Source organism: Xanthomonas euvesicatoria (assembly GCF_013112235.1).
Taxonomy (GTDB): Bacteria; Pseudomonadota; Gammaproteobacteria; order Xanthomonadales; family Xanthomonadaceae; genus Xanthomonas; species Xanthomonas euvesicatoria.
Window position 1 is genome coordinate 2266854 of sequence record NZ_JABFFS010000001.1, and the last position, 23766, is coordinate 2290619.

Genomic DNA, 23766 nt, shown 5'->3' on the forward strand with positions numbered 1-23766 from the left:
CCCGCGTCGCGTGCATCGCAACAGCGCATCTGCGTCGCATCGTTGCAGCGACTGTTGTGTTGCCTGGATTTTTTGCCACATCGCGCACGCTGCGGCATTGCGCGTTGGTTTGGGAAGATCGCCTGGCGGCCAAAAAAGCACCCTCCGCATAAGCGAATTTTTCTTACACGCGCTCGTCACGCGTTGTTGTGTGGTCCACTGGAGTTGCGCAGTTGGGTTTCGTACATCGACCACGAATGCGCGAGAAAAAAGAGCATTGCGGTGACGCCAGCGATGGCGGAAGTGCTACGTGTCCGAGATACATCGTCGTGCTGCAGTCTTGGCGATTTAGACATCATCTTGGATGCGTACAGATGCGCGGTCTCGACGCATCTTGCTGATAACGCCATCGGAAGCAGCACAGACGCCATCCGCTGCAGCGAAAGCTATCTGCCATTACGACGCGATTTCCGTCACTGCATGACGTTCGGAGGATGCGTGACCATGTTTCGACAGCTCGTCGATCATTCGATGCGCCAGGGGTGCGCCCTACTGCGTTGCGATGTGTTCCGAGGTCGCCTGCTTATGCGCGCAAGAGCACGAAGATGCTCAAGTGCAGAAGTGCCAAGCACATAAGTTTCAAAACGAATGGACCCCAAAGCGAAGGAGGCGATGAGGCGCCAGGTGCTGCAGTCAGTGCAGCATGCACTGTCGGCATCGCGTGCATGCAGCTTTCGAAAATCTTTATCCAAGTGACAAAGCGTGCGGTGTATTCGCATCCCATAACCGCGTTGATGCTCTCGCAGTAACTGCGAATCGACAGCGCAAGAAACAAGCATCGACCCGAGCGCGTTTCAGGTGCGCGAAGTGCCCACCCGTCTACCAGGCAGGCGCGTGTCGAAATGTGCTGTCGTGCAGGCACGCAATATGGCAGGCGGCAGTGCGCGCGGTGACGATGCATGCGGCACTTATCGCCGAGCCGCACGACAAAAAGAGGGAATGCGCGTCGCAGACCGCCACATCCGCGTGCATGTCGACGTCGGTAACGCCGCATGCACGTCAGTCGTGCAGCCAGGACGCGAACACAACGACGGCGTCGTGGTGACGCCGTCTTCGAAAACCCCTTACAGAGTCGCGGCCAGCCGACTTGCCTGGTTGATCGCGCGCTTGGCATCCAGTTCGGCCGCCACGTCCGCGCCACCGATCAAATGCGGCTGCTGGCCATTGGCCTGCAGCGCAGCCAGCAACTCGCGACGCGGCTCCTGCCCGGCGCACACCACCACCGTACCGACATCCAGCAGCTGTTCGCTGCCTTCCACGCGAACGCGCAGGCCGGCATCGTCCACGCCCAGATATTCCACGCCGCCGAGCATCTTGACGCCCTTGGCCTTGAGCGTCGCGCGGTGGATCCAGCCGGTGGTCTTGCCCAGGCGTGCACCAGGCTTGCCGGGGCTGCGCTGCAACAGCCAGACCTGGCGGGCGGCGCGCTCGGGTTGCGGTTTGGTCAACGCACCGCGCGCTTCGAAGTTCGGGTCTACGCCCCATTCGGCCATCCAGCGCTGCGGATCCAGCGCAGGCGATTGGCCGGTGTGCACCAGAAACTCACCGACATCAAAGCCAATGCCGCCGGCACCGATGATCGCCACCTTGTCGGCGGCCACGTGGCGGCCCAGCACCACGTCGAGGTAGCTCACCACCATCGGATGATCGGCACCGGGGAAATCCACCTTGCGCGGCTCGATGCCGGTTGCCAGCACGACTTCGTCAAAGTCTTTCAGATCGGCCGCCTGTACCGGGGTGTTCAGACGCAGCTGCACGCCGGTCGCTTCGATACGATGGCCGAAGTAACGCAAGGTCTCATTGAATTCTTCCTTGCCCGGAATGCGCCTGGCGACATTGAATTGCCCCCCGATCGCATCGCTAGCCTCGAACAAGGTCACCCGGTGCCCGCGTTCTGCCGCCACTGTCGCGCAGGCCAGACCGGCCGGGCCGGCCCCGACCACGGCGACGCGCTTGGGCGTGGCAGTCGGGGTGTAGTTGAGTTCGGTCTCGTGCACGGCACGTGGGTTGACCAGGCAGCTGGCCAGCTTGTTGTCGAAAACATGATCCAGGCAGGCCTGATTACAGGCGATACACGTATTGATGGTGTGCGACTGCCCGGCGCGCGCTTTATTGGTCCACTGCGGGTCGGCCAGCAGCGGCCGCGCCAGCGACACCATGTCTGCGGCACCGTCGGCCAGGATGCGCTCGGCCACCTCCGGCATGTTGATGCGGTTGGTGGCCACCACCGGAATGCGCAGATGCGGTTTGAGCTTGGCGGTGACCCCGACAAACGCGGCGCGCGGCACCGAGGTGGCGATGGTGGGAATGCGCGCTTCGTGCCAGCCGATACCTGAATTGATGATGGTCGCGCCGGCCGCTTCGATCGCCTGTGCCTGCGCCAGGATTTCCTGCCATTGGTTGCCGTCTTCGACCAGATCCACCAGCGACAGCCGATAGATGATGATGAAGTCCGGCCCGCAAGCCTCGCGGATGCGTCGCACGATCTCCACCGCAAAGCGCATGCGCTTGCTGGCATCGCCGCCCCACGCGTCGCTGCGCCGATTGGTGCGCGCGGCGGTGAATTCATTGATCAGATAGCCTTCCGAGCCCATGACCTCGACGCCGTCGTAGCCTGCCTCGCGCGCCAGCCGCGCGGCACGCGCATACGCGGCGATCTGCCGGTCGACCGCGCCGGCCGACAACGCACGCGGAGTGAACGGGTTGATCGGTGCCTTGAGCCTGGACGGCGCAACCGACAGCGGGTGGTACGCATAGCGCCCAGCGTGCAGCAGCTGCAGGCAGATCTTGGCGCCGTGTTCGTGGACTGCGCGGGTGACCTGGCGATGCGGGCGTACTTCCCACGGCCACGATAACTTGCCGCCGAATGGCTTGAGCCAGCCCACCACATTGGGCGAAAACCCACCGGTCACGATCAGGCCCACGCCACCGGCGGCGCGCTCGGCGAAATACGCCGCCAACTTGGGGAAGTCGCGCGCACGGTCTTCCAGGCCCGTGTGCATCGAGCCCATCAGGACCCGATTACGCAATTGCGTGAAGCCCAGATCGAGCGGGGTGAACAAGTGCGGGAAGGACAAGGCGGAGGGGCCGGTGGCGGGCGACATGATGTGGATACGCTGGCGTACGGATTGCGCACGATGCCGGCAAACCGGTCTGGCGGCAAGTCCTGGTGCATGCAGCGGCGCGCCGATGCTGCAGACGCCCGTTCGGCACCACGCCTGTGCTGCCGCCCGCACAGGCGCGCTTCGATGCGCAGGCGCCTTTCGCACCAGGGCATCGGGGCAGCGACCTTGGCCCGCCGGCCGCCTTACCAGCCGGCCAGCACCAGCTTGCCGATCGTGCCGCCGCTTTCCAGCCGACGATGCGCCTCGCGCAGCTGCTGCGCATTGATCGGCGACAGCGTCTCGGTATGCGTGGTGCGCAGTTCGCCGGCATCGATCAGGCTGGCTGCCCGGTTGAGGATACGGTGCTGCTCGACCATGTCCTCGGTCGCGTAGCGCGCGCGCGTGAACATCAGCTCCCAATGGATGCCGATGCACTTGGATTTGTAGGGGTCGCCGATCGGCAACGGTCCGCGCGGCTCCACGATCAGGCCCACATGGCCCTGCGGCGCCAGCACTTCGCCCAGTGGCTGCCAGTAGCGGTCGGTGTCGGCCAGATTGAGCGCGGCGTCCACCGTGTCCAGCCCCAGCGCCTGCAGTTGCGGCTGCAGCGGTTGGTGATGATCGATCACGTGATGCGCGCCCATTTGGCGAACCCACTCGATGCTCTCCGGGCGCGAGGCGGTGGCAATCACCGTGAATCCGGCATGCCGCGCCAGCTGGATCGCGATGGAGCCCACGCCACCAGCGCCGCCGATGATCAGCAGATGCCTGCCGCGATTGCGTGCACCGTCGAACGAAAAGGGCATGCGCTGGAACAGCAGCTCCCATGCCGTCAGGGTGGTCAGCGGCAACGCGGCCGCCTGCGCGAAGCTGAGCGAGGTCGGTTTGCATCCGGCAATGCGGGCGTCCACCAGCTGGTACTGCGCATTGCTGCCCGGCCGCCCGATATCGCCGGCGTAGTAGACCTCGTCGCCGACCGCAAAGGCGGTGACCTCCGGGCCGACCGCCTCGATCACCCCGGCGGCGTCGTAACCCAGGATCTTCGGCGCGTGCAGCGGTTGCGGCTTGGGCGCGCGCACCTTCGTATCGACCGGGTTCACCGAGATCGCTTCCACCCGCACCAATAAGTCATACCCCGACGGCGCCGCAGGTGTCGGAAGTTCCATATCAAGCAGCGATTCGGGATCGTCGATCGGAAGATGGCGGGTGAGGGCGACAGCTTTCATTGGAGCGCTCCAGAGCGGGAGGTTCAGGGTGCGTTGTGGAGCAAGTCGCCCGCAACCACCGACCCCACAATTCAGCTCGGACGGGGCCTGGCGTTCACCAATGTAGTTTTCGAGGCCGCCTGGAACGCTAAAAACCAGTCAGCCTGAAAGCGTATTCAAGTGACTTAATTGGGCTGCGGTTCATGCAGGTGCGTTATCCGAATTGAGCGCGCGGTCCTTTCCTTCATGAAGCTGTATACGTAGTATTGCTTGGCGTTGCGGGACCTGGTGATTGCTTTCACATGTTATATGACCGTTAACGCGATCTTCACCGAGGCCGGCTTAATCTGCGCCCCGATGGCTCTGGATGTGACGAGCATCTTTACCAAGCACAACGCCTCTATCGGTTTTATCTCCCAAAGAAGGAGCTGTATAAATGAACAAGAAAATTCTCACTGCCGCGTTGCTCGGCGGTCTGGCAGTTGCCCAGGCTGCTTCCGCGCAGGAGTTCGACGACCGTTGGTACCTGACCGGTAGCGCTGGCTTCAACTTCCAGGACAGCGATCGCCTGACCAATGATGCCCCGTTCGTCACCCTGGGTCTGGGCAAGTTCGTCAGCCCGAACTGGTCGATCGACGGTGAGCTGAACTATCAGAACCCGAACTTCGATGCCAACCAGGATCTGAACTGGAGCCAGTACGGCATCTCGTTCGACCTGCGTCGCCACTTCATCCAGGAAGGCCGCGGCTGGAACCCCTACCTGCTGTTCGGCCTGGGCTACCAGCGTTCGGAAGAAGAATTCGACGCGACCCCGAACCCGGTTTCGCCGGGCCAGCAGAAGGACGGCAACTTTGCCGCCAAGGCTGGTGTCGGTCTGCAGACCACCTTCGACAAGCGCGTCGCCGTGCGTGCCGAGTTGGCCTACCGCGCTGACTTCAACGACCAGAGCGTCGCCGCTCCGCGCGAAGACTGGTTCGGTGACGTGCTGGCTTCGGTCGGCGTCGTGATCCCGTTGGGACCGGCTCCGTCGACCGCTCCGCCGCCGGCTCCGGCTCCGGTTGCTCCGAGCTGCGCCGATCTGGATGACGACGGTGACGGCGTCAACAACTGCGACGACAAGTGCCCGAACTCGCAGCCTGGCCAGACCATCGGTCCGGACGGTTGCCCGGTTCCTGTCTCGATCGACCTGAAGGGCGTGAACTTCGACTTCAACAAGTCGACCCTGCGTCCGGATGCCGTCTCGATCCTGAGCGAAGCGACCGAAATCCTGAAGCGTTACCCCGACCTGAAGGTCGAGGTTGCCGGTCACACCGACTCGAAGGGTACCGACGCGTACAACCAGAAGCTGTCCGAGCGTCGTGCGACCACCGTGTACGACTACCTGACCAAGAACGGCGTCGATGCGTCGCGTCTGGTCGGCCCGATCGGCTACGGCGAGAGCCGTCCGATTGCTCCGAACACCAACCCGGATGGTTCGGACAATCCGGAAGGTCGTGCGAAGAACCGTCGTACCGAGCTGAACGTCCAGAACTAATTGGACCGCTAGCTTTGCTGCATACAAAACCCGGCCTTGCGCCGGGTTTTGTCTATGCAGGCCCTGGAAAAGCGCGCTCAGGCGCTGCCGATCCTGTCTGTGTTGCCATCCAGGCACGGTTCCTGTTGAAACAGCGTTCATCGCTGCCTACACTCGCCGCGTCAATACCACACTCATACTTGGAAGAACCCGATGCTGCGTACCGCTACGGCAGGACTGCTCTGTCTCGCTCTGATCCCCGCCGCCTACGCCGCTCCGAACTGCGCCGGCAGCATGGTGTCCCAGCCACTGCCGTTGCCCGCCACCGTGGTTGCACCGGCGGCTGCCGAGTTCTACACCCGCAGCGTGCAGCTGGGCATGCCCACTGGCGTGCTGGCACAGCCCTATAGCAGCGACCAGTCGGTGGATCGCGTGCTGCTGCGCCTGCGCGTGGAAGGCTGCCAGGATCTGGCCAAGGTCATTCCGCCTGGCGGCACCGTCAACCCGAACGACCCGGCGGCCTACAAGGCGACCACCGCGTTCGACAACACCCCGTGGCGCTTCGACATGAGCCAGAACGGCAAGCGCATGACGGCAGAAGAATTCGATGCCTGGATGAAGGCCCGCGGTGTGCGCGTGGTCAAGGCACGCCCGGCCGCTGGCGCGGCACCTGCCGCGGCAGCGCCCGCAGCACCTGCAGCCGACGCCAAGTCGGTCGAAAACAAGTAAGCCCTGCGGTCGGGACGGCATGCCCCGGCGACCTGCGCCGGCAACGTCCCGGCAGCGTCAGCGTGGTCCGGGAGCGGCCGGTGCAGTGCGCACGTCCGCTGCCGCATCCGCCAATGCCGCGCCACGCCATGGGCTGGCGCGTGTGCTGTCCAAGCTTGGTGTGTGTTCGCGCACCGAGGCAGCGCGCTGGATTGCCGATGGCCGCGTCAGCGTGTCGGCGCGTGTGGTGCGCGACCCAGAATTTCCGATCCGCGGCGATCAGCAATCGTCCATCACTGTCGATGGGCAGCCGCTCGCGGGGCCGGCGCGTTGCTATCTGATGCTCAACAAGCCGCGTGGCGTGGTCACCACCGTGCGCGACGAGCAGGGCAGGGACACTGTCTACCGTTGCTTCGATGGCGCCGGCCTACCGTGGATCGCGCCGGTGGGGCGCCTGGACAAGGCCAGCGAAGGCCTGCTGCTTTTCAGCAACGACCCCCAATGGGCGGCGACGGTGACCGACCCGGCGAGAGGGCCGGACAAGACGTACCACGTGCAGATCGATTGCCGCCCCAGTGCCGCGCAACTGACGCAGCTGCAGGCCGGTGTGGCAGATACCGATCCTGAGGGGGAGGGCGTGCTGTTGCGTGCCAAACAGGTCAGCGTGCTGCGCGAAGGCGAGCGCAATGCCTGGCTGGAAATCGTGCTGGACGAAGGCCGTAATCGGCAGATCCGCCGGCTGTTGGCCGCAGTCGATATCGGCGTACTGCGGCTGGTGCGGGTGGCGATCGGCCCGCTGGCGATGGGGGAGCTCGGCAAAGGCGCGTGGCGGATGCTGAGCGCCGAGGAAGTCAGGACGTTGGTGCCGGCGGCGCGCGCCAGCGCGCCAGACGCGCGCTGAGCAGGGCGCTCACCACTTCGTAAGCGCGTGCGTCGCCGGCGCCGTTGGCATCGTGGCGGCGCCCCTTGGCGTGATTGCAGCCGGCACAGGCCAGCGCCAGATTGCGCGCATCGTTGGCATCGCCGCCCACCAGCGCGCACAGCGCCGCCGCCGCGCGACGACCGAACCAGGCCTGCGGCACCACGTGTTCCAGCGTCGTGTGGCCAAGCGGTTCGCCGTCGGCGAGCACCTGCAGATGCCGACGGCAATGCAGGCAGCGTGTCTCCCAAAGGCCGTCGTGCAGCTGCGCCTGCGCATCGGTCTGCGCCGCCAGCAGCAGCCGTTGGCGCAGCACCGTGCGCATGCTCAGGCGTCGATGACCTTGAGTTCGCGCCCGATCTTGATGAACGCTTCGATCGCTTGATCCAGGTGCTCGCGCGTATGCGCTGCGCTGATCTGGGTGCGAATGCGCGCCTGGCCTTTCGGAACCACCGGGAAGAAAAAGCCGATGGCGTAGATGCCTTCTTCCAGCAAGCGCTCGGCGAATTTTTGCGCCAGCGGTGCGTCGTACAGCATCACCGGGCTGATCGGATGCACGCCCGGTTTGACGTCGAAACCGGCGGCAGTCATGCGTGCGCGGAAATAGGTGGTGTTTTCGACCAGCTGCGTGCGCAGCTCGCCCGCGGCATCCAGCATGTCGAAGGCCTTGATGCCGGCAGCCACCACGTGCGGGGGCAATGAATTGGAGAACAGGTAGGGGCGCGAACGCTGACGCAGCAACTCGATCACTTCGCGCTTTGCGGTGGTAAAGCCGCCGAGTGCGCCGCCCATGGCCTTGCCCAGGGTGCCGGTGAAAATATCGATCTGGTCCAGGACGCCCTTGACCTCGGCCGAGCCGCGGCCGGTGGCGCCGAGGAAGCCGGTGGCGTGGCATTCGTCGATATGCACCAGCGCGTTGTACTTGCGGGCCAGGGCAGTGATTTCGTCGAGCGGGGCGATGAAGCCGTCCATCGAGAACACGCCGTCGCTGGTGATCAGCTTGGTCTTGCAACCGGCGGCGTCGGCGGCCTGCAGCTGCGCCTCCAGATCGGCCATGTCGCAGTTGGCGTAGCGGAAGCGCTTGGCCTTGCACAGGCGCACACCATCGATGATGGAAGCATGGTTGAGCGCGTCGGAAATGATGGCGTCGTGCTCGCCCAGCAGCGGTTCGAACAGGCCGCCGTTGGCATCGAAGCAGGCCGCGTAGAGGATGGTGTCTTCGGTGCCGAAGAACTCGGCGATGCTGCGTTCCAGTTGCTTGTGCAGGTCCTGGGTGCCGCAGATGAAGCGTACCGAGGCCATGCCGAAGCCGTGGCTGTCCAGCGCGTCCTTGGCGGCCTGGATGATGTCCGGGTGGTCGGCCAGGCCCAGATAGTTGTTGGCACAGAAGTTCAGCACGCGGCGGCCATCGGCCAGGGTGATCTCGGCCGACTGCGGACCGGTGATGATGCGCTCGGACTTGAACAGGCCTTGGGCCTGGATGGCCTCCAGTTCGGCGGCGTAATGGGCAGTCAGCGCGGCGGGAGCGGTGGTCATGGCGGTCGCAGTGGCAGAAAGAAGCGCAATTTTAACGATCACGGTGGCATACCACTACGTCATGCAAAATCGGCATAAGAGGCGGCGCTGATGTCATTTCACCGCCTGCGTGCCGCTGCGCAGCATGGCATGCTTGCTGTTCAGCTGTGCTCAACCGGCCAGGAGATCGTCGTGACATACCCCCGTTTCCGTTTTGCCTCCCTTCTTTGCGCCTTGCTGGTCCTGGCCGGGCCGGCTGGCGCGCGCGAGATCGGGCTGCTCAACGTGAGCTACGACCCCACCCGCGAGTTCTACCGCGACTACAACGCCGCTTTCGCCGCGCAGTGGAAACAGCAGCACCCGCAGGACACGGTGACCGTGGAAACCTCGCACGGCGGCTCTGGCAAGCAGGCGCGCGCGGTGATCGATGGCATCGAGGCCGACGTGGTGACCCTGGCGCTGGCCTACGACGTGGATGCCATCGCGCAGAAGGCCAAGCTGATCAATGCCGATTGGGAAAAGCGCCTGCCCGACAACAGTGCGCCGTATACCTCGACCATCGTGTTCCTGGTGCGCAAGGGCAACCCGAAGAACATCCACGACTGGCCGGACCTGCTGCGGTCTGGCGTGGCGGTGGTGACGCCGAACCCGAAGACCTCCGGAGGCGCGCGCTGGAACTATCTGGCCGCCTGGGCGTATGCCGACCACATCTTCAAGGGCGACCGCCAGCGCATCCTGCGCTACATGCAGGCGCTGTTCCGCAACGTGCCGGTGCTGGATACCGGCGCACGCGGTGCCACCACGACGTTCGTGCAGCGCGGCATCGGCGATGTGCTGCTGGCCTGGGAAAACGAAGCGCTGCTGGCGCGCGAGGAACTGGGCAAGGACAAGTTCGAGATCGTGGTGCCGAAGCTGTCGATCCTGGCCGAGCCGTCGGTGGCGCTGGTGGACAAAAACGTCGACAAGCATGGCACCCGCGAGGTGGCCGAAGCCTACCTGCGCGATCTGTATGCGCCTGAAGGGCAGAAGCTGGCAGCCAAGCATTTCTATCGCCCGCGACATCCCGAATTTGCCGACCCGGCCGACATGGCGCGGTTTCCGGACATCAAGCTGGTGACCATCCAGCAGGCGTTCGGCTCATGGGAGAAGGCGCAGCAGGAGCACTTCGCCGACGGTGGCGTGTTCGACCAGATCCAGGCCAACAAGTAGGCGATGTCGATGTCGGTTGCACCCCACCCAGCGCCGTCATCGCGCCGACGCGTGATGCCGGGGCTGGGCCTGAGTCTGGGCATCACCCTGACCTGGCTTGGCCTGATCGTGCTGATCCCGCTGCTGGGCATCTTCATCAAGACCAGCGGTCTGGGCTGGGAGGGCCTGTGGCGGGTATGGAGCGAGCCGCGCGTGCTGTCGGCGCTGCGGGTGAGCTTCGGCACCGCGTTTGCGGCCGGTGCCTTCAACGCGGTGATGGGCACCTGGGTGGCCTGGGTCTTCGTGCGTTACAGGTTCCCGGGCAAGCGCTTTTTCGATGCGGTGATCGATCTGCCGTTCGCGTTGCCCACCGCGGTGGCCGGCATTGCGCTGACCGCGCTGTACGGCGGCAACGGGTGGGTGGGGCGCTGGCTGGAGGCGATCGGGATCAAGGTGGCTTACACGCAGCTGGGAATCGTGCTGGCGTTGGTCTTTGTGGGCCTGCCTTTCGTGGTGCGGGTGGTGCAGCCGGTACTGGCAGAGAGCGATCGTGAAATGGAGGCTGCCGCCGCCACGCTGGGTGCCTCGCGCTGGCAGACGGTATGGCGGGTGGTGCTGCCGGGGCTGTGGCCAGCGGTCCTGACCGGGTTTGCGCTGGCATTTGCGCGCGGCGTGGGGGAGTACGGCTCGGTGATCTTCATTGCCGGCAACCTGCCCAATTCCACCGAGATCGCCCCGCTACTGATCACCATCCGGCTGGAAGAATTCGACTACGCCGGCGCCACTGCCATTGCCGCGGCCATGTTGTTGCTGTCGTTCGTGATCCTGCTGGTGGTCAATACGCTACAGGCACGGCTGCTGCGCTATCAACGGAGGCCCGTATGAACGATGCCGTTTCATCGCTGCCTTCCATGTTGCCTACCCACGCCATGACCAAGCAGGCGCGCCGCATCAGCGATTCGGCCACCAATGAGCCGCGCTGGGTGCAATGGCTGATGATCCTGGGGGCCGTGCTCTTTCTGCTGGCGTTCTTGCTGCTGCCGCTGGTGCTGGTGTTCGCCGAGGCATTGCGTGGCGGTTGGGAAACCTTCCTGCGTGCGGTGGTCGACCCGGACGCGTTGTCGGCGATCAAGCTGACCTTGCTGGTGACGGCGATCGTGCTGCCGTTGAATCTGGTATTCGGCGTGGCCGCGGCGTGGGCCATCAGCAAGCATCAGTTCTGGGGCAAACGTCTGCTGGTCAGCCTGATCGACCTGCCGTTTTCGGTGTCGCCGGTGGTGGCGGGCTTGATCTTCGTACTGATCTTCGGCCGCAGCGGCTGGGCCTGGCCGCTGATCGACGAAGGCTGGCATGTGCAGCTGCCGGTGCTGGGCGAGTTGGTGATTCAGCTGCCGCGGATCGTGTTCGCGTTGCCGGGCATCGTGCTGGCGACCACGTTCGTGACATTCCCCTTCATCGCGCGCGAACTGATGCCGCTGATGGAGCAGCAGGGCAGCGACGAGGAACTGGCGGCACTAAGCCTGGGCGCGAACGGCTGGCAGATGTTCTGGCGGGTGACGTTGCCCAATATCCGTTGGGGCCTGCTGTACGGCGTGCTGCTGTGCGCGGCGCGCGCGATGGGCGAATTCGGGGCGGTGTCGGTGGTGTCCGGGCATATCCGTGGACGCACCAATACGCTGCCGCTGCATGTGGAAATTCTCTACAACGAATATGCCTACAGCGCCGCATTTGCCTGCGCGTCGCTGCTGGCATTGACCGCGCTGCTGACGTTGGCGCTGAAGACGTATCTGGAATGGCGACACGGCGATTCGCTGGCCGCCAACCACCGCCATTGAGGTGACCATGGGCATCCGCATTCATCGCCTGCGCAAGCAGTTCGAGACCTTTACCGCGCTGGACGACATCAATCTGGAAGTGCGCCAGGGCGAGTTGCTGGCCTTGCTTGGGCCCTCCGGCTCGGGCAAGACCACGCTGCTGCGGATCATGGCCGGGCTGGAGCATGCCGATGGCGGCCAGGTGCTGTTCGGCGATGAAGATGCCACCCGCATGAGCGTGCAATCGCGCCGGGTCGGCTTCGTGTTCCAGCACTACGCATTGTTCAAGCATATGGACGTGTTCGAGAACATCGCGTTCGGCTTGCGCGTGCGCCGCGGCAACGCGCGTTGGGCCGAAGCACGCATCCGTGCGCGCGTGGAGGAACTGCTGGCGCTGGTGCAGCTGCAGGGCCTGGAACAGCGTTATCCCACCCAGCTCTCCGGCGGCCAGCGGCAGCGCGTGGCGCTGGCGCGCGCGCTGGCGATCGAGCCGCGCGTGCTGTTGCTGGACGAGCCATTCGGGGCGCTGGATGCGCAGGTGCGCCGCGACCTGCGCCGTTGGCTGCGCGAGTTGCACGAACGTACCGGCCTGACCACGGTCTTCGTCACCCATGACCAGGAAGAAGCCCTGGAACTGGCCGACCGCGTGGCCATCCTCAACCGCGGCCGCATCGAGCAACTCGACACGCCGGCCATGATCTACGACAAGCCGGCCTCGCCATTCGTGTATTCGTTCGTGGGTGCGGTGAACCGTATCCCCGGGGTGCTGGCGCAGGGGCAGATCCAGGTGGCTGGGCACGCACTTCCCCTGCCCAATGCCGCGCTGGCTGCAGGGCCGGTGGAGGTGTATGTGCGGCCGGAAGATCTGGTGCCCGACGAGGCGGGCTGGCCGGCGACGGTGGCGTGGTCGCAACGCAGCGGGCCACGCCTGCGGCTGCGCGCAACGCTGGAACCGGCGGGCAACGAAGTGGAGGTGGAACTGCCGGCCTCTGCCGGTAGCTTCCAGCCAGGGCAGCAAGTGCGCTTGGCAGCACGGCAGTACGGGATATTTCCCGCGTAAGCGGGCGCCGGCTGAGATCGCAGGGCGCAGGAATGGATGAGCGAGGCGCGTTTCGCCTTTGCTGTGACCAATTCCGCTGCCCGATTTCAACCCGAACATCAAGATTCGGCGCAAGCGGTCGATGACATCGACACCTGATTCGCGCATGGGCTCTTGAGTGTGTGCGCTGGATCAAGCGAACGCGACTTTCATGTTGCGCTGCAATGACAGTTGGACTAATAAGTCCTTGCAGCCTCGCTTCGCGCCATCCCACCGTTCATCGCTCCAGGAGATGCCCATGAAGTCGTCCCCGCTCGCTTGTTGTCTTTCGTTACTCCTGTTGGGCGTTGCACCGCTTGCGCAGGCGCAGGACGAAGATGCGTCTACATCGCCGTTCAGCGGCACCTTCGCGGTGACCAGCGATTACCTGTTCCGCGGTATTTCGCAGACAAATGAAGAGCCTGCGTTTCAGGCCGGTTTGACCTACAAGACGCCATTCGGGTTGTACCTGGGGACCTGGTCGTCCAACGTCGATTTCGGCGCCGGCGACCCGGATTGGGAAGTGGATGGTTTCGTCGGCTACAACACCGACCTGGGCACCCACTGGAACTTCGACGTCATGATCAACCGTTACCAGTATCTGGGAGCGGGCGCATCCAACTACGCCGAGTTGATCACCAAGACCACGTTCCTGAAGACCTATAGCGTGACGGTCGCCTACACCGACGATCTGTACGGCAGCAAGACCGATGGCTATTACTACGCCTTCGATGCCAACTGGACGTTGCCGTACGACTTTACGCTCGGCGCGCACGCAGGGCACAGCGTCTACACCTCGTCGCTGAGTCAGGTGGACCACGACTACAACGATTTCGGCGTCAACGTCGGCAAGACGTTCGGCCCGCTGGGTTTGAGCGTGGGTTATTACGACACCAGCAAAGCCGCCGAATTCGGCTTCGGTCGTCAGAATTCGCAGAACCATCTGGTGGCAACGGCGACCGTCACCTGGCCGTGATGGCGACTGATTGAAGCGACTCTGACAACGTGCAGAGTCGTCGTCATGCGGGAAGCGTCGACGCACTGGGTTGTCTGCCTCTGCGTCCAAACTCGGTCAAGACTCGAGGCTTGGCTGGTTCGATTCTTGAATGACTGCAGCTTGTGGATCGATCACTTGTGGAGCTGCCGATCGGCGGACCGTCTGCAGGGGCCTTGCCCGCCCACCATCGCGCAGCACGCGGCACGTGCGTCCGTGCAAGCTCCGTGGCGTCGTCCATGTCGCCACGGGTCCCGCGACGGTGAGCGGGCAAGGATCAGTTGAGCTGGTCGGTGCGTCGAGTTCCAAGGAGGCATTCAGTGGACGATCTGCTGCGGTGTGTTCGTTCTTCAATGAATCCACCAGCAAACTATCCGGTGCGGTGTCCTTGCCGATTGCGGGACCGTTGGCGGCATGGATGCCGCCATCGAGCCTACATGGACGTACTTGCGGCGTGTCCCGCGAGCGGCGAGGGCACCGCGCAATCGGCCCACTAGGCGTTTATCCAGACCCTAGCCCACCCCGCGTTGCTTGAGACGCTTCGCCAGCTCCTGAAAATCGCTCGCAGCATTCGTCAGCAAGCGCATGTCTTAAAAACGCAAAAGGCGCCTCGCGGCGCCTTTCGCAGATCTGCAGTGTCAGCCGATCAATTCCAACTCAGCACGACCTTGCCGGCCTTGCCTTCTTCCATCAGGTCGAAGCCTTTCTGGAAATCGTCGATCGGCAGCTGATGGGTCAGCACCTTGTGCAGCGGAAAACCCGACAGCACCAGCTGCGTCATCTTGTACCAGGTCTCGTACATCTTGCGGCCGTAGATGCCCTGCACGGTGAGGCCCTTGAAGATGATCTTGTCCCAGTCGCAACCGGCGCCACGCGGCATGATGCCGAGCATGGCGATCTTGCCGCCGTGGTACATGCAATCGAGCATGTCGTTGAACGCACGTGGGTTGCCGCTCATTTCCAGGCCCACGTCGAAGCCTTCCATGTGCAGGTCGGCCATGACGTCCTTGAGCGAGGTCTTGGAGACGTTGACCACGCGCGTGGCCCCCATGTCGGCCGCCAGCTTGAGGCGGAAATCGTTGACGTCGGTGACCACCACATTGCGCGCACCGATGTGCTTGCAGATGCCGGCGGCAATGATGCCGATCGGGCCGGCGCCGGTGATCAGTACGTCCTCGCCGATGACGTCGAATTCCAGCGCGCAGTGCGCGGCGTTGCCGTAGGGGTCGAAGAACGCGGCAAGCTCGGACGGAATCTGGTCCGGGATCGGCCACAGGTTGCTGGCCGGCATCACCATGTATTCGGCGAAAGCGCCGTTGACGTTGACACCGATCCCGACCGTGTTGGGGCACAGGTGCGGACGGCCGCCACGGCAGTTGCGGCAATGGCCGCACACGATGTGGCCTTCGGCCGACACCCGCTGGCCGACCTGATAGCCGGTCACGGCCGAACCGAGCTCGGCCACGCGGCCGACGAATTCATGACCGATGGTCAGGCCCGGCCTGATCGTGCGCTGGCTCCATTCGTCCCACAGGTAGATGTGCAGGTCGGTGCCGCAAATGGCGGTCTTTTCCAGCTTGATCAGCACCTCGTTGGGGCCGGGCGTCGGCACTGGCACCTGTTCCAGCCAGATGCCCTTGTTCGCTTCGCGCTTGACCAGCGCCTTCATCGTCTGCGCCATCTGGCGGAACCTGCTGAGTGAAAGTAAGCCGGCGATTATAGGCGTCGCGGCCTGTATGCCATGCGGCGGTGCGGGAATGGACGTGATGCGGCCCTGGATCCACGGTGGGGCAGGGCCGGTCCGGCCCGTGCCCGTTGCGACGAAGCTGGCGCCTCGGCCCAGGATGGGAACCACGCTCCAGACCTGCCGCCGCCTGCCAGGGCTAGCGCGTTGGCCAAACGGCAGGCGTGCGTCATCGGCGCCAGCACCGCTCCAATGCTTGTCAGCCGCGCCTAGAACTTCACATCCAGGCTCATGAAGTACTGCCGCGGTGCGCCGACCACCATGGTCTGGTTGTAGCCATCCGGATCGGAGGCGACATAGCCGTTGGTGCCGGTGCTGGCGAAGTAGCGCTTGTCGGTGAGATTGCTGATGTTGAGCGCCAGCGCCACATCGGCCACCCCGCCGACACGGCCGAAGTCGTAACGTGCCCCGGCATTGAACAGCCAGTAGGACGGCACCTGCGAATCGTTGAGGAAGGTGATGTAGCGCTTGTCCACGTACTTGCCGTCCAGATCCAGGCGCAGGTTGCCGATCTGGTAGCTGGCGCTGGAAGAGAACATCAACGCCGGGATGCCCACCACGTCCTTGCCGGAGGTGGCGACCACGCCGTTGTTGAGGTAATCGTCCTGGTAACGCGAGCGATTCCACGACAACGAGTTCAACCAGCTCACTCCTTCGGTCGGGCGCCACATCAGTGCCAGATCCGCGCCGGCGCTGTGCACCGCACCGACGTTGCTCAGGATCGAGGCGCAGGTCTGCACCGCGGTGCACGGCGAGGTGGTCAGCAGGCGGTTGGAGAACTTGGTGAAATAGGCGTCGGCCGAGAGCTGGAACTGCGCATCCTGCACGCGGTAACCCACCTGCACGGTCTGCGATTGTTCCGGTTCCAGCGTGGAGCGGCTGCGGTCGAACGCCGCCTGCGAGGTGGCGAACGGGGTGAAGCCGAACGCCGCGATGTTCTTGCTGTAGGACGCGTACAGGTCTTGGCGTTCGTCGAGCTTGTAGTTGATGCCCACTTGCGGCAGGAAATTATCTTCGGCGCGAATGCGGCCTTGCGCCAGTGCGGTGGTCGGCACCAGCGATTGTGCGCGCGTGGTGGTGCTGAGCGCCTTTGCGCCGTAGTTGAGGGTCAGACGGTCGTCGAGCAAGCGCACGGTGTCCTGTAGATACAGCATGCGGGTCTGGGTGGTGTAGCGCTGCAGGAAGTCGCGACGGAACGGGGTCTGTGCCTCGTATACGTTGTACAGCGAGGTGTAACCTTCGTTACCAAGCGCGAAGTAATTGCGGCCCTGCGTGGTGCGCGCGTTTTCTGCCCATGCGCCCACTTCCAGATCGTGATTGCCCCACGACCATTTCAGTGCGCTGGTCCCGCCGAAGCGATCGAGGCCGTAGTCGGTGGTGCGCATCGACAGCGGCATCTGCGCGGAGGTGGGCACATACGGTGTCACCCATTGGCCTTCGCCACGATTGCCGTGGTAATAGCCGCTGGCATCGAGCGTGGCACCGCCGAAGACAAACGTGCCCGACAAGCCCGCCAGGTTGTCGCGACGCAGTCCGCCGCCGGCGTAATAGCTGGCGTCGAGCCAGCTGTAGTCGCTGGGCAGACCGGCAAGCGATTGCGGGTAGCCGTTGGCCACGCCGCTGGTGGCCCCGGTGTTCTGGTAGGCGCGCGCCATCTGCACGGCAGTGGCCCAATCCGGTTGCAGGTAATCGTAGTCCCAGCCGAGCGCGCGCTGGCTGGTCAACGACAGATCCATGTAGTCGTATTCCTTGCGCCGCGAGGTATCAACGAACAGGCTCAGGCGGTTGCCGTCGCCCCACTGGTACACCGTCTTGAGATTGGCCTGTTCGGATGTCTGATCGCCATAGCCCTTCCATTTGTCGGTGCTGGCATTGGCATACGACAGATACGCCGACAACCCATCGCGATCGCCGGTGTCGGCGCGCACGAAGGTGCGGCGCGTTGCATCGCTGCCCACTGTCTGCACCGACCGTGCGCCAGGCGTGGTCTGCGGGTCGGCCGAGTAGAACTGCATGGTGCCGCCGAGATTGGTGTTGGACGCAGTGCCTAGTGCACCGGCGCCCTGCGCAATTTCCACCGAACCGAGGTTTTCCGAAATGATGGCGCGCGTAATGTGCAGGCCATTGGTCACGCCATAGCTCATGTTGCCCAGTGGAATGCCATCGAGCGTGTAACCCAGGCGGCTTTGGTCGAAGCCATGCAGGGTCACCTGCGTGGACCATTCGTAGGTGCCGAATGGATCGGCGGACTGGAACTGCACGCCAGGCAGTTTTTCCACTGCCTTGAATGCGCTGCTGCCGGGTGTCAGCTGCTCGATGTCCTGCTGGCTGATGCGTTGCACCTGGCGCGTGCTGCCTTGCGACACCACATTGATTGCATCCAGTTGCGTTGCATTGGCGGCGTCGGCCACAGGTGTCGCTGCCTCCGCTGCCGGAGCAACGGCAACCGGCTCGGCCGGCGACGCGGCCTGCGAAATGACGGGAAGCAGCGTTGCCAGGGCAAGCGCCAGCGGTGTGACATGAAAGCGACGAGCGGAAGTCATGGGGGAGTCCTGTTCGGCCACGGCTGAGGGCGGACGCACGGTGCAAAGCCGGCGTTTCGCGACGCAGGGTGTCAACGGCTCATGAAACATTGATGACGGTCGCTGTCGCAAAACTGTCGCGCTCGCCCGCTATACGTGTCGTGTCCAACCGCGCTGCGCGGTGGAAAAAGCGCCACTTTTTGCAGGTTCTGCCGCCATGACATCTTCCTCTTCGCGTCGCGATTTCCTCAAGCGCGTCGCTGCGCTCACTGCTGCCGGCGCCTTGCCGTCTTCGATCGGCCGTGCGCTCGCGCTGCCGGCCAACGCGCGGACCGGCACGTTGCGCGATCTCGAACATGTGGTGATCCTGATGCAGGAAAACCGCTCGTTCGATCATTATTTCGGCGCGCTACGTGGCGTGCGTGGCTTTGGCGATCCGCGCGCGCTGCAACTGCGCGATGGCCATCCGGTATGGAGTCAACCCACGTCCGATGGACGACGCTTGCTGCCGTTCGCGTTCGATTCGCAACATACCTGCGCGCCCTTGATCAAGAGCCTGGATCATTCCTGGAAGGCCGGTCACGGGCAGGACCCGGCACGCTGGGCCGAATACGATGCGTGGGTGCCGTACAAGGGGGAATTGACGATGGGATACTTCCAGCGTCACGACATCCCGTACTACCACGCGCTGGCCGACGCGTTCACCATCTGCGACGGCTATTACTGCTCGCTGCACGGGCCGACCAATCCCAACCGCATGTATCTGTTCACCGGTACCAGCGGCCCAAGCGTGGGCAACGTCGGCGCGCAGGCGGTGACCAATGCCGACGATGGCAACTGGACTGCCGACATGGCGCGCGACAAGCCCGGCTACGCAGCACTGCAGTGGACCACGTACGCGCAGCGTTTGCAGGCTGCCGGCGTGGACTGGCGCGTGTATCAGGAATACGACAACTTCGGCTGCAACTCGCTGGCGTACTTCTCGCACTACCGCGATCTGCGCACCGACGACGAACGGTACCGGCGTGCACGTGCGTGCGTGCCCGGGTCCACCGCGGACAATGCCGCCACCACCCAGGCCGAGCATCTGGTCGCGGCGATCGCTGCCGATGTGCAGGCCAATCGCCTGCCGCAGGTGTCGTGGGTCATCCCGCCCACCGCGTACTGCGAACATCCCGAAGCGCCGCCTGCCTATGGCGAGTCGCTGGTGGCGCGTCTGATCGATGCGCTCACCGCCAATCCCGAGGTGTGGGCCAAGACGGCACTGATCATCAATTACGACGAGAACGACGGCTTCTTCGATCACGTGCCCGCGCCGTTGCCGGCAGTGGACGCACGCATGGGGCGCAGCAATGTCGACACGCGTGGCGAGGTCTACGATGGCGTGCCGATCGGCCTGGGCATTCGCGTGCCGATGCTGGTGATCTCGCCGTGGACACGTGGTGGCTGGGTCAACTCGCAGGTGTTCGATCACACCTCGGTCCTGCGTCTGCTGGAACGCCGCTTCGGCGTGGCCGAGCCGAACATCAGCCCATGGCGGCGTGCGGTCAGTGGCGATCTCACCAGCGTGTTCGACTTCCGCAAACCGGACGATTCGGCGTTGAGCGCATTGCCGTCGGTCGAGGACTATCGCGCACGTACCGCTACCGTGCGCGACAAACCGCTACCGTCGGTGCCTGCCGCCGCAGCGATGCCGCGCCAGGAACCGGGGCAACGGCCGGCGCGCGCACTGCCGTATGCCTTGCAGGTGCATGCACGCGTGCAAGAGGGCGCCACCGTGCAGTTGCAGTTCGTCAACAGCGGCGCGGCGGCCGCGGCGTTCAACGTCTACAGCAGCGCGGCCAGTGGCGGCCCCTGGTATTACACGGTGCTGCCCGGCACGCAGCTGGAGGATGCGCCGGTCGGGGCCACGCACGCGGGTGCATACGCCTTGCGCGTGCACGGGCCGAATGGCTTCTTGCGCGAGTTCGCCGGGCAGGTGCCAAGTGCCTCTGCGCCATCGGCCGCGCCATGGGTGGAGGCGCGGCAGGAGGGCGACGCCTTGGTGCTGGAAATCGGCAATGCCGGGCAGCGCGCCTGCACCGTGCAGCTGCGTGCGCTGGACTACGCAGACCCAGATGCGCGCACCTTCCCGCTGGCCCCAGGTCAGCGCGAGACCATTCGCCTGGCGCTTGCCGCCAGCGATCACTGGTACGACCTGGTGGTGGAACAGCCGGGCAGCGCTTTCCGCCGCCGGCTGGCCGGGCATCTGGAAACCGGCAGGCCCAGCCGCAGCGACCCCGCGTTCGGCCGCGTCTAGGCGGGCGCCCGGCCACGGAGCTGCAGGCGAACCGCGGGCGCCTGCTGCGCGGCATACGTGCGTGCGTGGGGAAAGGGCGCGCGCCGATCCTGTCATCGGTCGTGGATTTGCCAGCAGACGTTGGCGTTACACTGTAACGACAATAACCCTTGGGGCTGTCGATGCGTCCGAACCTGTTCGCTGTTTCCGTGCTGGCCACGCTGGCTGTCGTTTCGTCTGCACAGGCGGGCGAGGGGATGTGGGTTCCACAACAGCTGCCCGAGATCGCCGGGCCCCTCCAGCAAGCAGGCTTGCGGCTTTCGCCGCAGCAGCTGGCCGACCTGACCGGCGATCCGATGGGCGCCGTGGTCGCCCTGGGTGGTTGCACCGCCAGCTTCGTCTCGCCGCAGGGTCTGGTCGTCACCAACCACCACTGTGCCTATGGCGCGATCCAACTCAACTCCACCGCGCAAAAGAACCTGATCAAGGACGGGTTCAACGCTGTACGTCCCGCCGACGAGCTCAGCGCAGGTCCCAGTGCGCGTATCTACGTGCTCGATGCCATTACCGACGTCACGGCACCGGCAAGGGCAGCGATGGCCACTGCAGGCGACGATGCGCTCAAGCGCACGCTGGCCCTTGAGGATTTCAGCAAGCAACAGATCGCGTCCTGCGAAGCGCAGCCGGGTTACCGCTGCCAGTTCTTCAGTTTTGCCGGGGGCAACGCCTACCGGTTGTTCAAGAACCTGGAGATCAAGGATGTGCGCCTGGTCTATGCACCGCCCGGCAGCGTGGGCAAGTTCGGCGGCGACATCGACAACTGGATGTGGCCGCGCCACACCGGCGATTTCTCGTTCTATCGCGCCTATGTCGGCAAGGACGGCACGCCTGCTGCCTACGCCAAGGACAATATGCCCTACCAGCCCAAGCACTTCCTGAAGTTCGCCGACCAGCCGCTGGGCGCTGGCGACTTCGTGATGGTGGCCGGCTATCCGGGCCGCACCAATCGCTACGCGCTGGCTGCCGAATTCGACAACACCGCTAGCTGGACCTACCCGGTGGTCGGCCAGCAATTGAAGGACGTCATCGGCCTGATCGAACAGGCAGGCAAGCAGGATCCCGACATCCAGGTGAAATATGCCAGCACCGTCGCCAGCCTCAATAACTCCGCCAAGAACTTCGACGGGCAACTGGAAGGTTTCAAGCGCATCAATGCGCAGGCCACCAAGCAGGCCGACGAAGCGGCCGTGCTGGCCTGGCTCAAGGGGCGGGGTGCGAGCGGGCGTAATGCGCTTGCCGCGCACGACACCTTGGTCAAGCTGCTCAAGCAGACCCAGGCCACGCAACAGCGCGACTTCGTGCTGCGCCAGTTCGACTCCACCGGCACGGTGGGTGCCGCGGTGACGCTGTACCGGCTGGCGCTGGAGCGTGCCAAGCCCAATGCGCAACGCGAATCCGGGTACCAGGACCGCGACCTGCCGTCGATCGAAGCGACGATGAAGCAGATGGAGCGCCGTTACGTGCCGGCCATGGATCGTCAGCTGCAGCAGTACTGGCTCAGCCAGTACCTGAAGCTGCCGGCCAACCAGCGCATCGCCGCGCTGGACCAGTGGTTGGGCGGTCGCGATGCGGCGGCCGTGCAGGCGGCCGTGGGCAAGCTCGATGGCACGGCGTTGGGGAGCACGCAAGCGCGGCTGACGTGGCTCACCGCCGACCGGGCCGCCTTCGAAGCCAGCACCGACCCGGCGATCCAGTACGCCGTGGCGGTGACACCGGCCCTGTTGCAGATCGAGCGCGAGGACAAACTGCGTACCGGCGAGCAGCTCAAGGCGCGGCCGGTGTATCTGCAAGCCCTGGCCGACTACAGGAAGAGCCGGGGCGAATCGGTCTATCCGGATGCCAACCTGTCGCTGCGCATCACCTTCGGCAACGTCAAGGGCTACGCCCCGAAAGATGGCGTGGCCTACACACCGTTCACCACCGTGGAAGGGGTGGTCGCCAAGGAGACCGGCGCCGATCCGTTCGATTCGCCCAAGGCCTTGCTGGATGCGGTCAAGGCCAAGCGCTACGCCGGGCTGGAGGACAAACGCCTGGGCTCGGTGCCGGTCAATTTCCTGTCGGACCTGGACATCACCGGCGGTAACTCCGGTTCGCCGGTGATGGACGCGCAAGGCAAGCTGGTCGGCCTGGCATTCGACGGAAATTGGGAGTCGGTGAGCAGCAACTGGATCTTCGATCCGGCAATGACCCGCATGATTGCCGTGGACAGCCGCTATCTGCGCTGGATCATGACCGAGGTCGCTCCGGCGCCACAGCTGTTGAAGGAGCTAGGCGTGCGCTGACGCGGCGCCGGTGCGGCAGGGGTTATCATGCGGTCCCGTTTTCGCTGCGGCGAGCGGGCCCCTCCCCCAAGGAACTCCCAGCGCATGCGCATCCTGCTTGCTCGTCACGGCGAGACGCCGTGGAACGCCGAAGGCCGTTACCAGGGCCAGATCGATATTCCGCTTTCGCCGGTTGGCGAAGGCCAGGCGCGCGCATTGGGCGAACGGCTGCACACGCTGCAGATCGACCGCGCGGTGGCATCGCCGTTGTCGCGTGCGCAGGCCACTGCCAAGGCCGCGCTGGGCGCGTCGCGTCAAGCGCTGCTGCAGACCGATGCCGACCTGCAGGAAATTGCGCACGGCGAGTGGGAGGGCCTGCTGGCCAGCGAGATCAACGACAAGGACCCCGCACGTCTGCGCGCCTGGCGCGAAGAGCCCGATACCGTGTTGATGCCGGGTGGCGAATCGCTGCGTCAGGTGCTCGATCGCAGTTGGCGCGGCCTGGTGCGTGCCACCGATGGGCTGGGCGCGCACGACACCTTGCTGGTGGTTGCGCACGATGCGGTCAATCGCGTGATCCTGTGCAAGATCCTGGGCCTGCCGTTGTCCAAGCTATGGAGCTTCCGCCAGGCCCCGACCACGCTGAACCTGCTCGAAGGCGATGACGTGGAGCATCTCGAAGTGGTGCGCCTCAACGACTGTGCGCATCACACACCGTTCTTTGGTGAGGCAAAGCATCGGGCGTTGTAAGGCGAGGCAAGGACGCTGGATCACCAATGACACGCCATGTCGTTGCAGGTGCCAAAATGCCGAACGTCGTTGAT

At 64.5% G+C, this 23766-nt stretch carries 17 protein-coding genes; 11 read left to right on the forward strand and 6 right to left on the reverse strand.

The window, feature by feature from the left end:
* Positions 1 to 1103 precede the first annotated feature (1103 nt).
* Positions 1104 to 3143 (reverse strand): NADPH-dependent 2,4-dienoyl-CoA reductase, encoded by a 2040-nt coding sequence (locus HLH45_RS09785; protein WP_008571652.1) that lies wholly within the window; start codon positions 3141 to 3143, stop codon positions 1104 to 1106.
* 203 nt (positions 3144 to 3346) lie between these two features.
* The gene (locus tag HLH45_RS09790; RefSeq protein WP_033478525.1) at positions 3347 to 4369 is read right to left on the reverse strand and encodes a zinc-binding alcohol dehydrogenase family protein; all 1023 of its coding nucleotides are present in this window, start codon (positions 4367 to 4369) and stop codon (positions 3347 to 3349) included.
* Positions 4370 to 4784: 415 nt separating this feature from the next.
* Between HLH45_RS09790 and HLH45_RS09795 the strand changes: the two genes are divergently transcribed.
* The 3 genes from HLH45_RS09795 to HLH45_RS09805 all read left to right on the forward strand — a co-directional run bounded on the left by HLH45_RS09795 (position 4785) and on the right by HLH45_RS09805 (position 7470).
* Positions 4785 to 5882, forward strand: a complete 1098-nt coding sequence (locus tag HLH45_RS09795; protein ID WP_008571649.1) for an OmpA family protein — start codon at positions 4785 to 4787, stop codon at positions 5880 to 5882.
* Between the two features lie 192 nt (positions 5883 to 6074).
* A complete protein-coding gene (locus tag HLH45_RS09800; protein WP_007968908.1) occupies positions 6075 to 6590 on the forward strand; it encodes a hypothetical protein in 516 nt (171 codons plus the stop codon).
* 19 nt (positions 6591 to 6609) lie between these two features.
* Entirely contained in the window at positions 6610 to 7470 is an 861-nt protein-coding gene (locus HLH45_RS09805) for a pseudouridine synthase (RefSeq protein ID WP_011346555.1), read from the forward strand.
* Here the strand turns inward: HLH45_RS09805 and HLH45_RS09810 are convergent.
* The gene (locus HLH45_RS09810) at positions 7421 to 7813 is read right to left on the reverse strand and encodes an HNH endonuclease (RefSeq protein ID WP_029818779.1); all 393 of its coding nucleotides are present in this window, start codon (positions 7811 to 7813) and stop codon (positions 7421 to 7423) included. The two genes, HLH45_RS09805 and HLH45_RS09810, sit on opposite strands and share 50 nt — an antisense overlap.
* Before the next feature lie 2 nt (positions 7814 to 7815).
* A complete protein-coding gene (gene kbl, locus HLH45_RS09815) occupies positions 7816 to 9024 on the reverse strand; it encodes a glycine C-acetyltransferase (RefSeq protein ID WP_008571645.1) in 1209 nt (402 codons plus the stop codon).
* 90 nt (positions 9025 to 9114) lie between these two features.
* Here kbl and HLH45_RS09820 point away from each other — a divergent pair, with 90 nt between their 5' ends.
* From HLH45_RS09820 to HLH45_RS09840, 5 genes are all read left to right on the forward strand, one after another.
* Entirely contained in the window at positions 9115 to 10212 is a 1098-nt protein-coding gene (locus HLH45_RS09820) for a sulfate ABC transporter substrate-binding protein (RefSeq protein WP_029818780.1), read from the forward strand.
* Between the two features lie 3 nt (positions 10213 to 10215).
* A complete protein-coding gene (gene cysT, locus HLH45_RS09825) occupies positions 10216 to 11076 on the forward strand; it encodes a sulfate ABC transporter permease subunit CysT (protein ID WP_011346559.1) in 861 nt (286 codons plus the stop codon).
* Positions 11073 to 12026, forward strand: coding sequence for a sulfate ABC transporter permease subunit CysW (cysW, locus tag HLH45_RS09830; RefSeq protein ID WP_011346560.1), 954 nt, complete (start codon positions 11073 to 11075; stop codon positions 12024 to 12026). Before cysT ends, cysW begins: the two co-directional genes overlap by 4 nt.
* 7 nt (positions 12027 to 12033) lie before the next feature.
* Positions 12034 to 13065, forward strand: coding sequence for a sulfate/molybdate ABC transporter ATP-binding protein (locus HLH45_RS09835; RefSeq protein WP_008571641.1), 1032 nt, complete (start codon positions 12034 to 12036; stop codon positions 13063 to 13065).
* A 277-nt stretch (positions 13066 to 13342) separates the two neighbouring features.
* Positions 13343 to 14059: a TorF family putative porin gene (locus HLH45_RS09840; protein WP_011346562.1), complete on the forward strand. Its 717-nt coding sequence runs from the start codon at positions 13343 to 13345 to the stop codon at positions 14057 to 14059.
* A gap of 664 nt (positions 14060 to 14723) precedes the next feature.
* Here HLH45_RS09840 and tdh read toward each other — a convergent pair.
* Positions 14724 to 15758 carry an L-threonine 3-dehydrogenase gene (gene tdh, locus HLH45_RS09845; protein ID WP_008571638.1) on the reverse strand — a complete coding sequence of 345 codons (1035 nt, stop codon included), beginning with the start codon at positions 15756 to 15758 and terminating at the stop codon, positions 14724 to 14726.
* A gap of 272 nt (positions 15759 to 16030) precedes the next feature.
* Entirely contained in the window at positions 16031 to 18454 is a 2424-nt protein-coding gene (locus HLH45_RS09850) for a TonB-dependent receptor (protein ID WP_074053227.1), read from the reverse strand.
* A 106-nt stretch (positions 18455 to 18560) separates the two neighbouring features.
* On the opposite strand from HLH45_RS09850, the gene HLH45_RS09855 reads away from it, so the two are divergent.
* The 3 genes from HLH45_RS09855 to HLH45_RS09865 all read left to right on the forward strand — a co-directional run bounded on the left by HLH45_RS09855 (position 18561) and on the right by HLH45_RS09865 (position 23692).
* Positions 18561 to 20642 carry a phosphocholine-specific phospholipase C gene (locus HLH45_RS09855; protein ID WP_008571635.1) on the forward strand — a complete coding sequence of 694 codons (2082 nt, stop codon included), beginning with the start codon at positions 18561 to 18563 and terminating at the stop codon, positions 20640 to 20642.
* Between the two features lie 236 nt (positions 20643 to 20878).
* The gene (locus tag HLH45_RS09860) at positions 20879 to 22963 is read left to right on the forward strand and encodes a S46 family peptidase (RefSeq protein WP_170922818.1); all 2085 of its coding nucleotides are present in this window, start codon (positions 20879 to 20881) and stop codon (positions 22961 to 22963) included.
* 84 nt (positions 22964 to 23047) lie between these two features.
* A complete protein-coding gene (locus tag HLH45_RS09865) occupies positions 23048 to 23692 on the forward strand; it encodes a histidine phosphatase family protein (protein ID WP_008571633.1) in 645 nt (214 codons plus the stop codon).
* Positions 23693 to 23766: the final 74 nt, after the last annotated feature.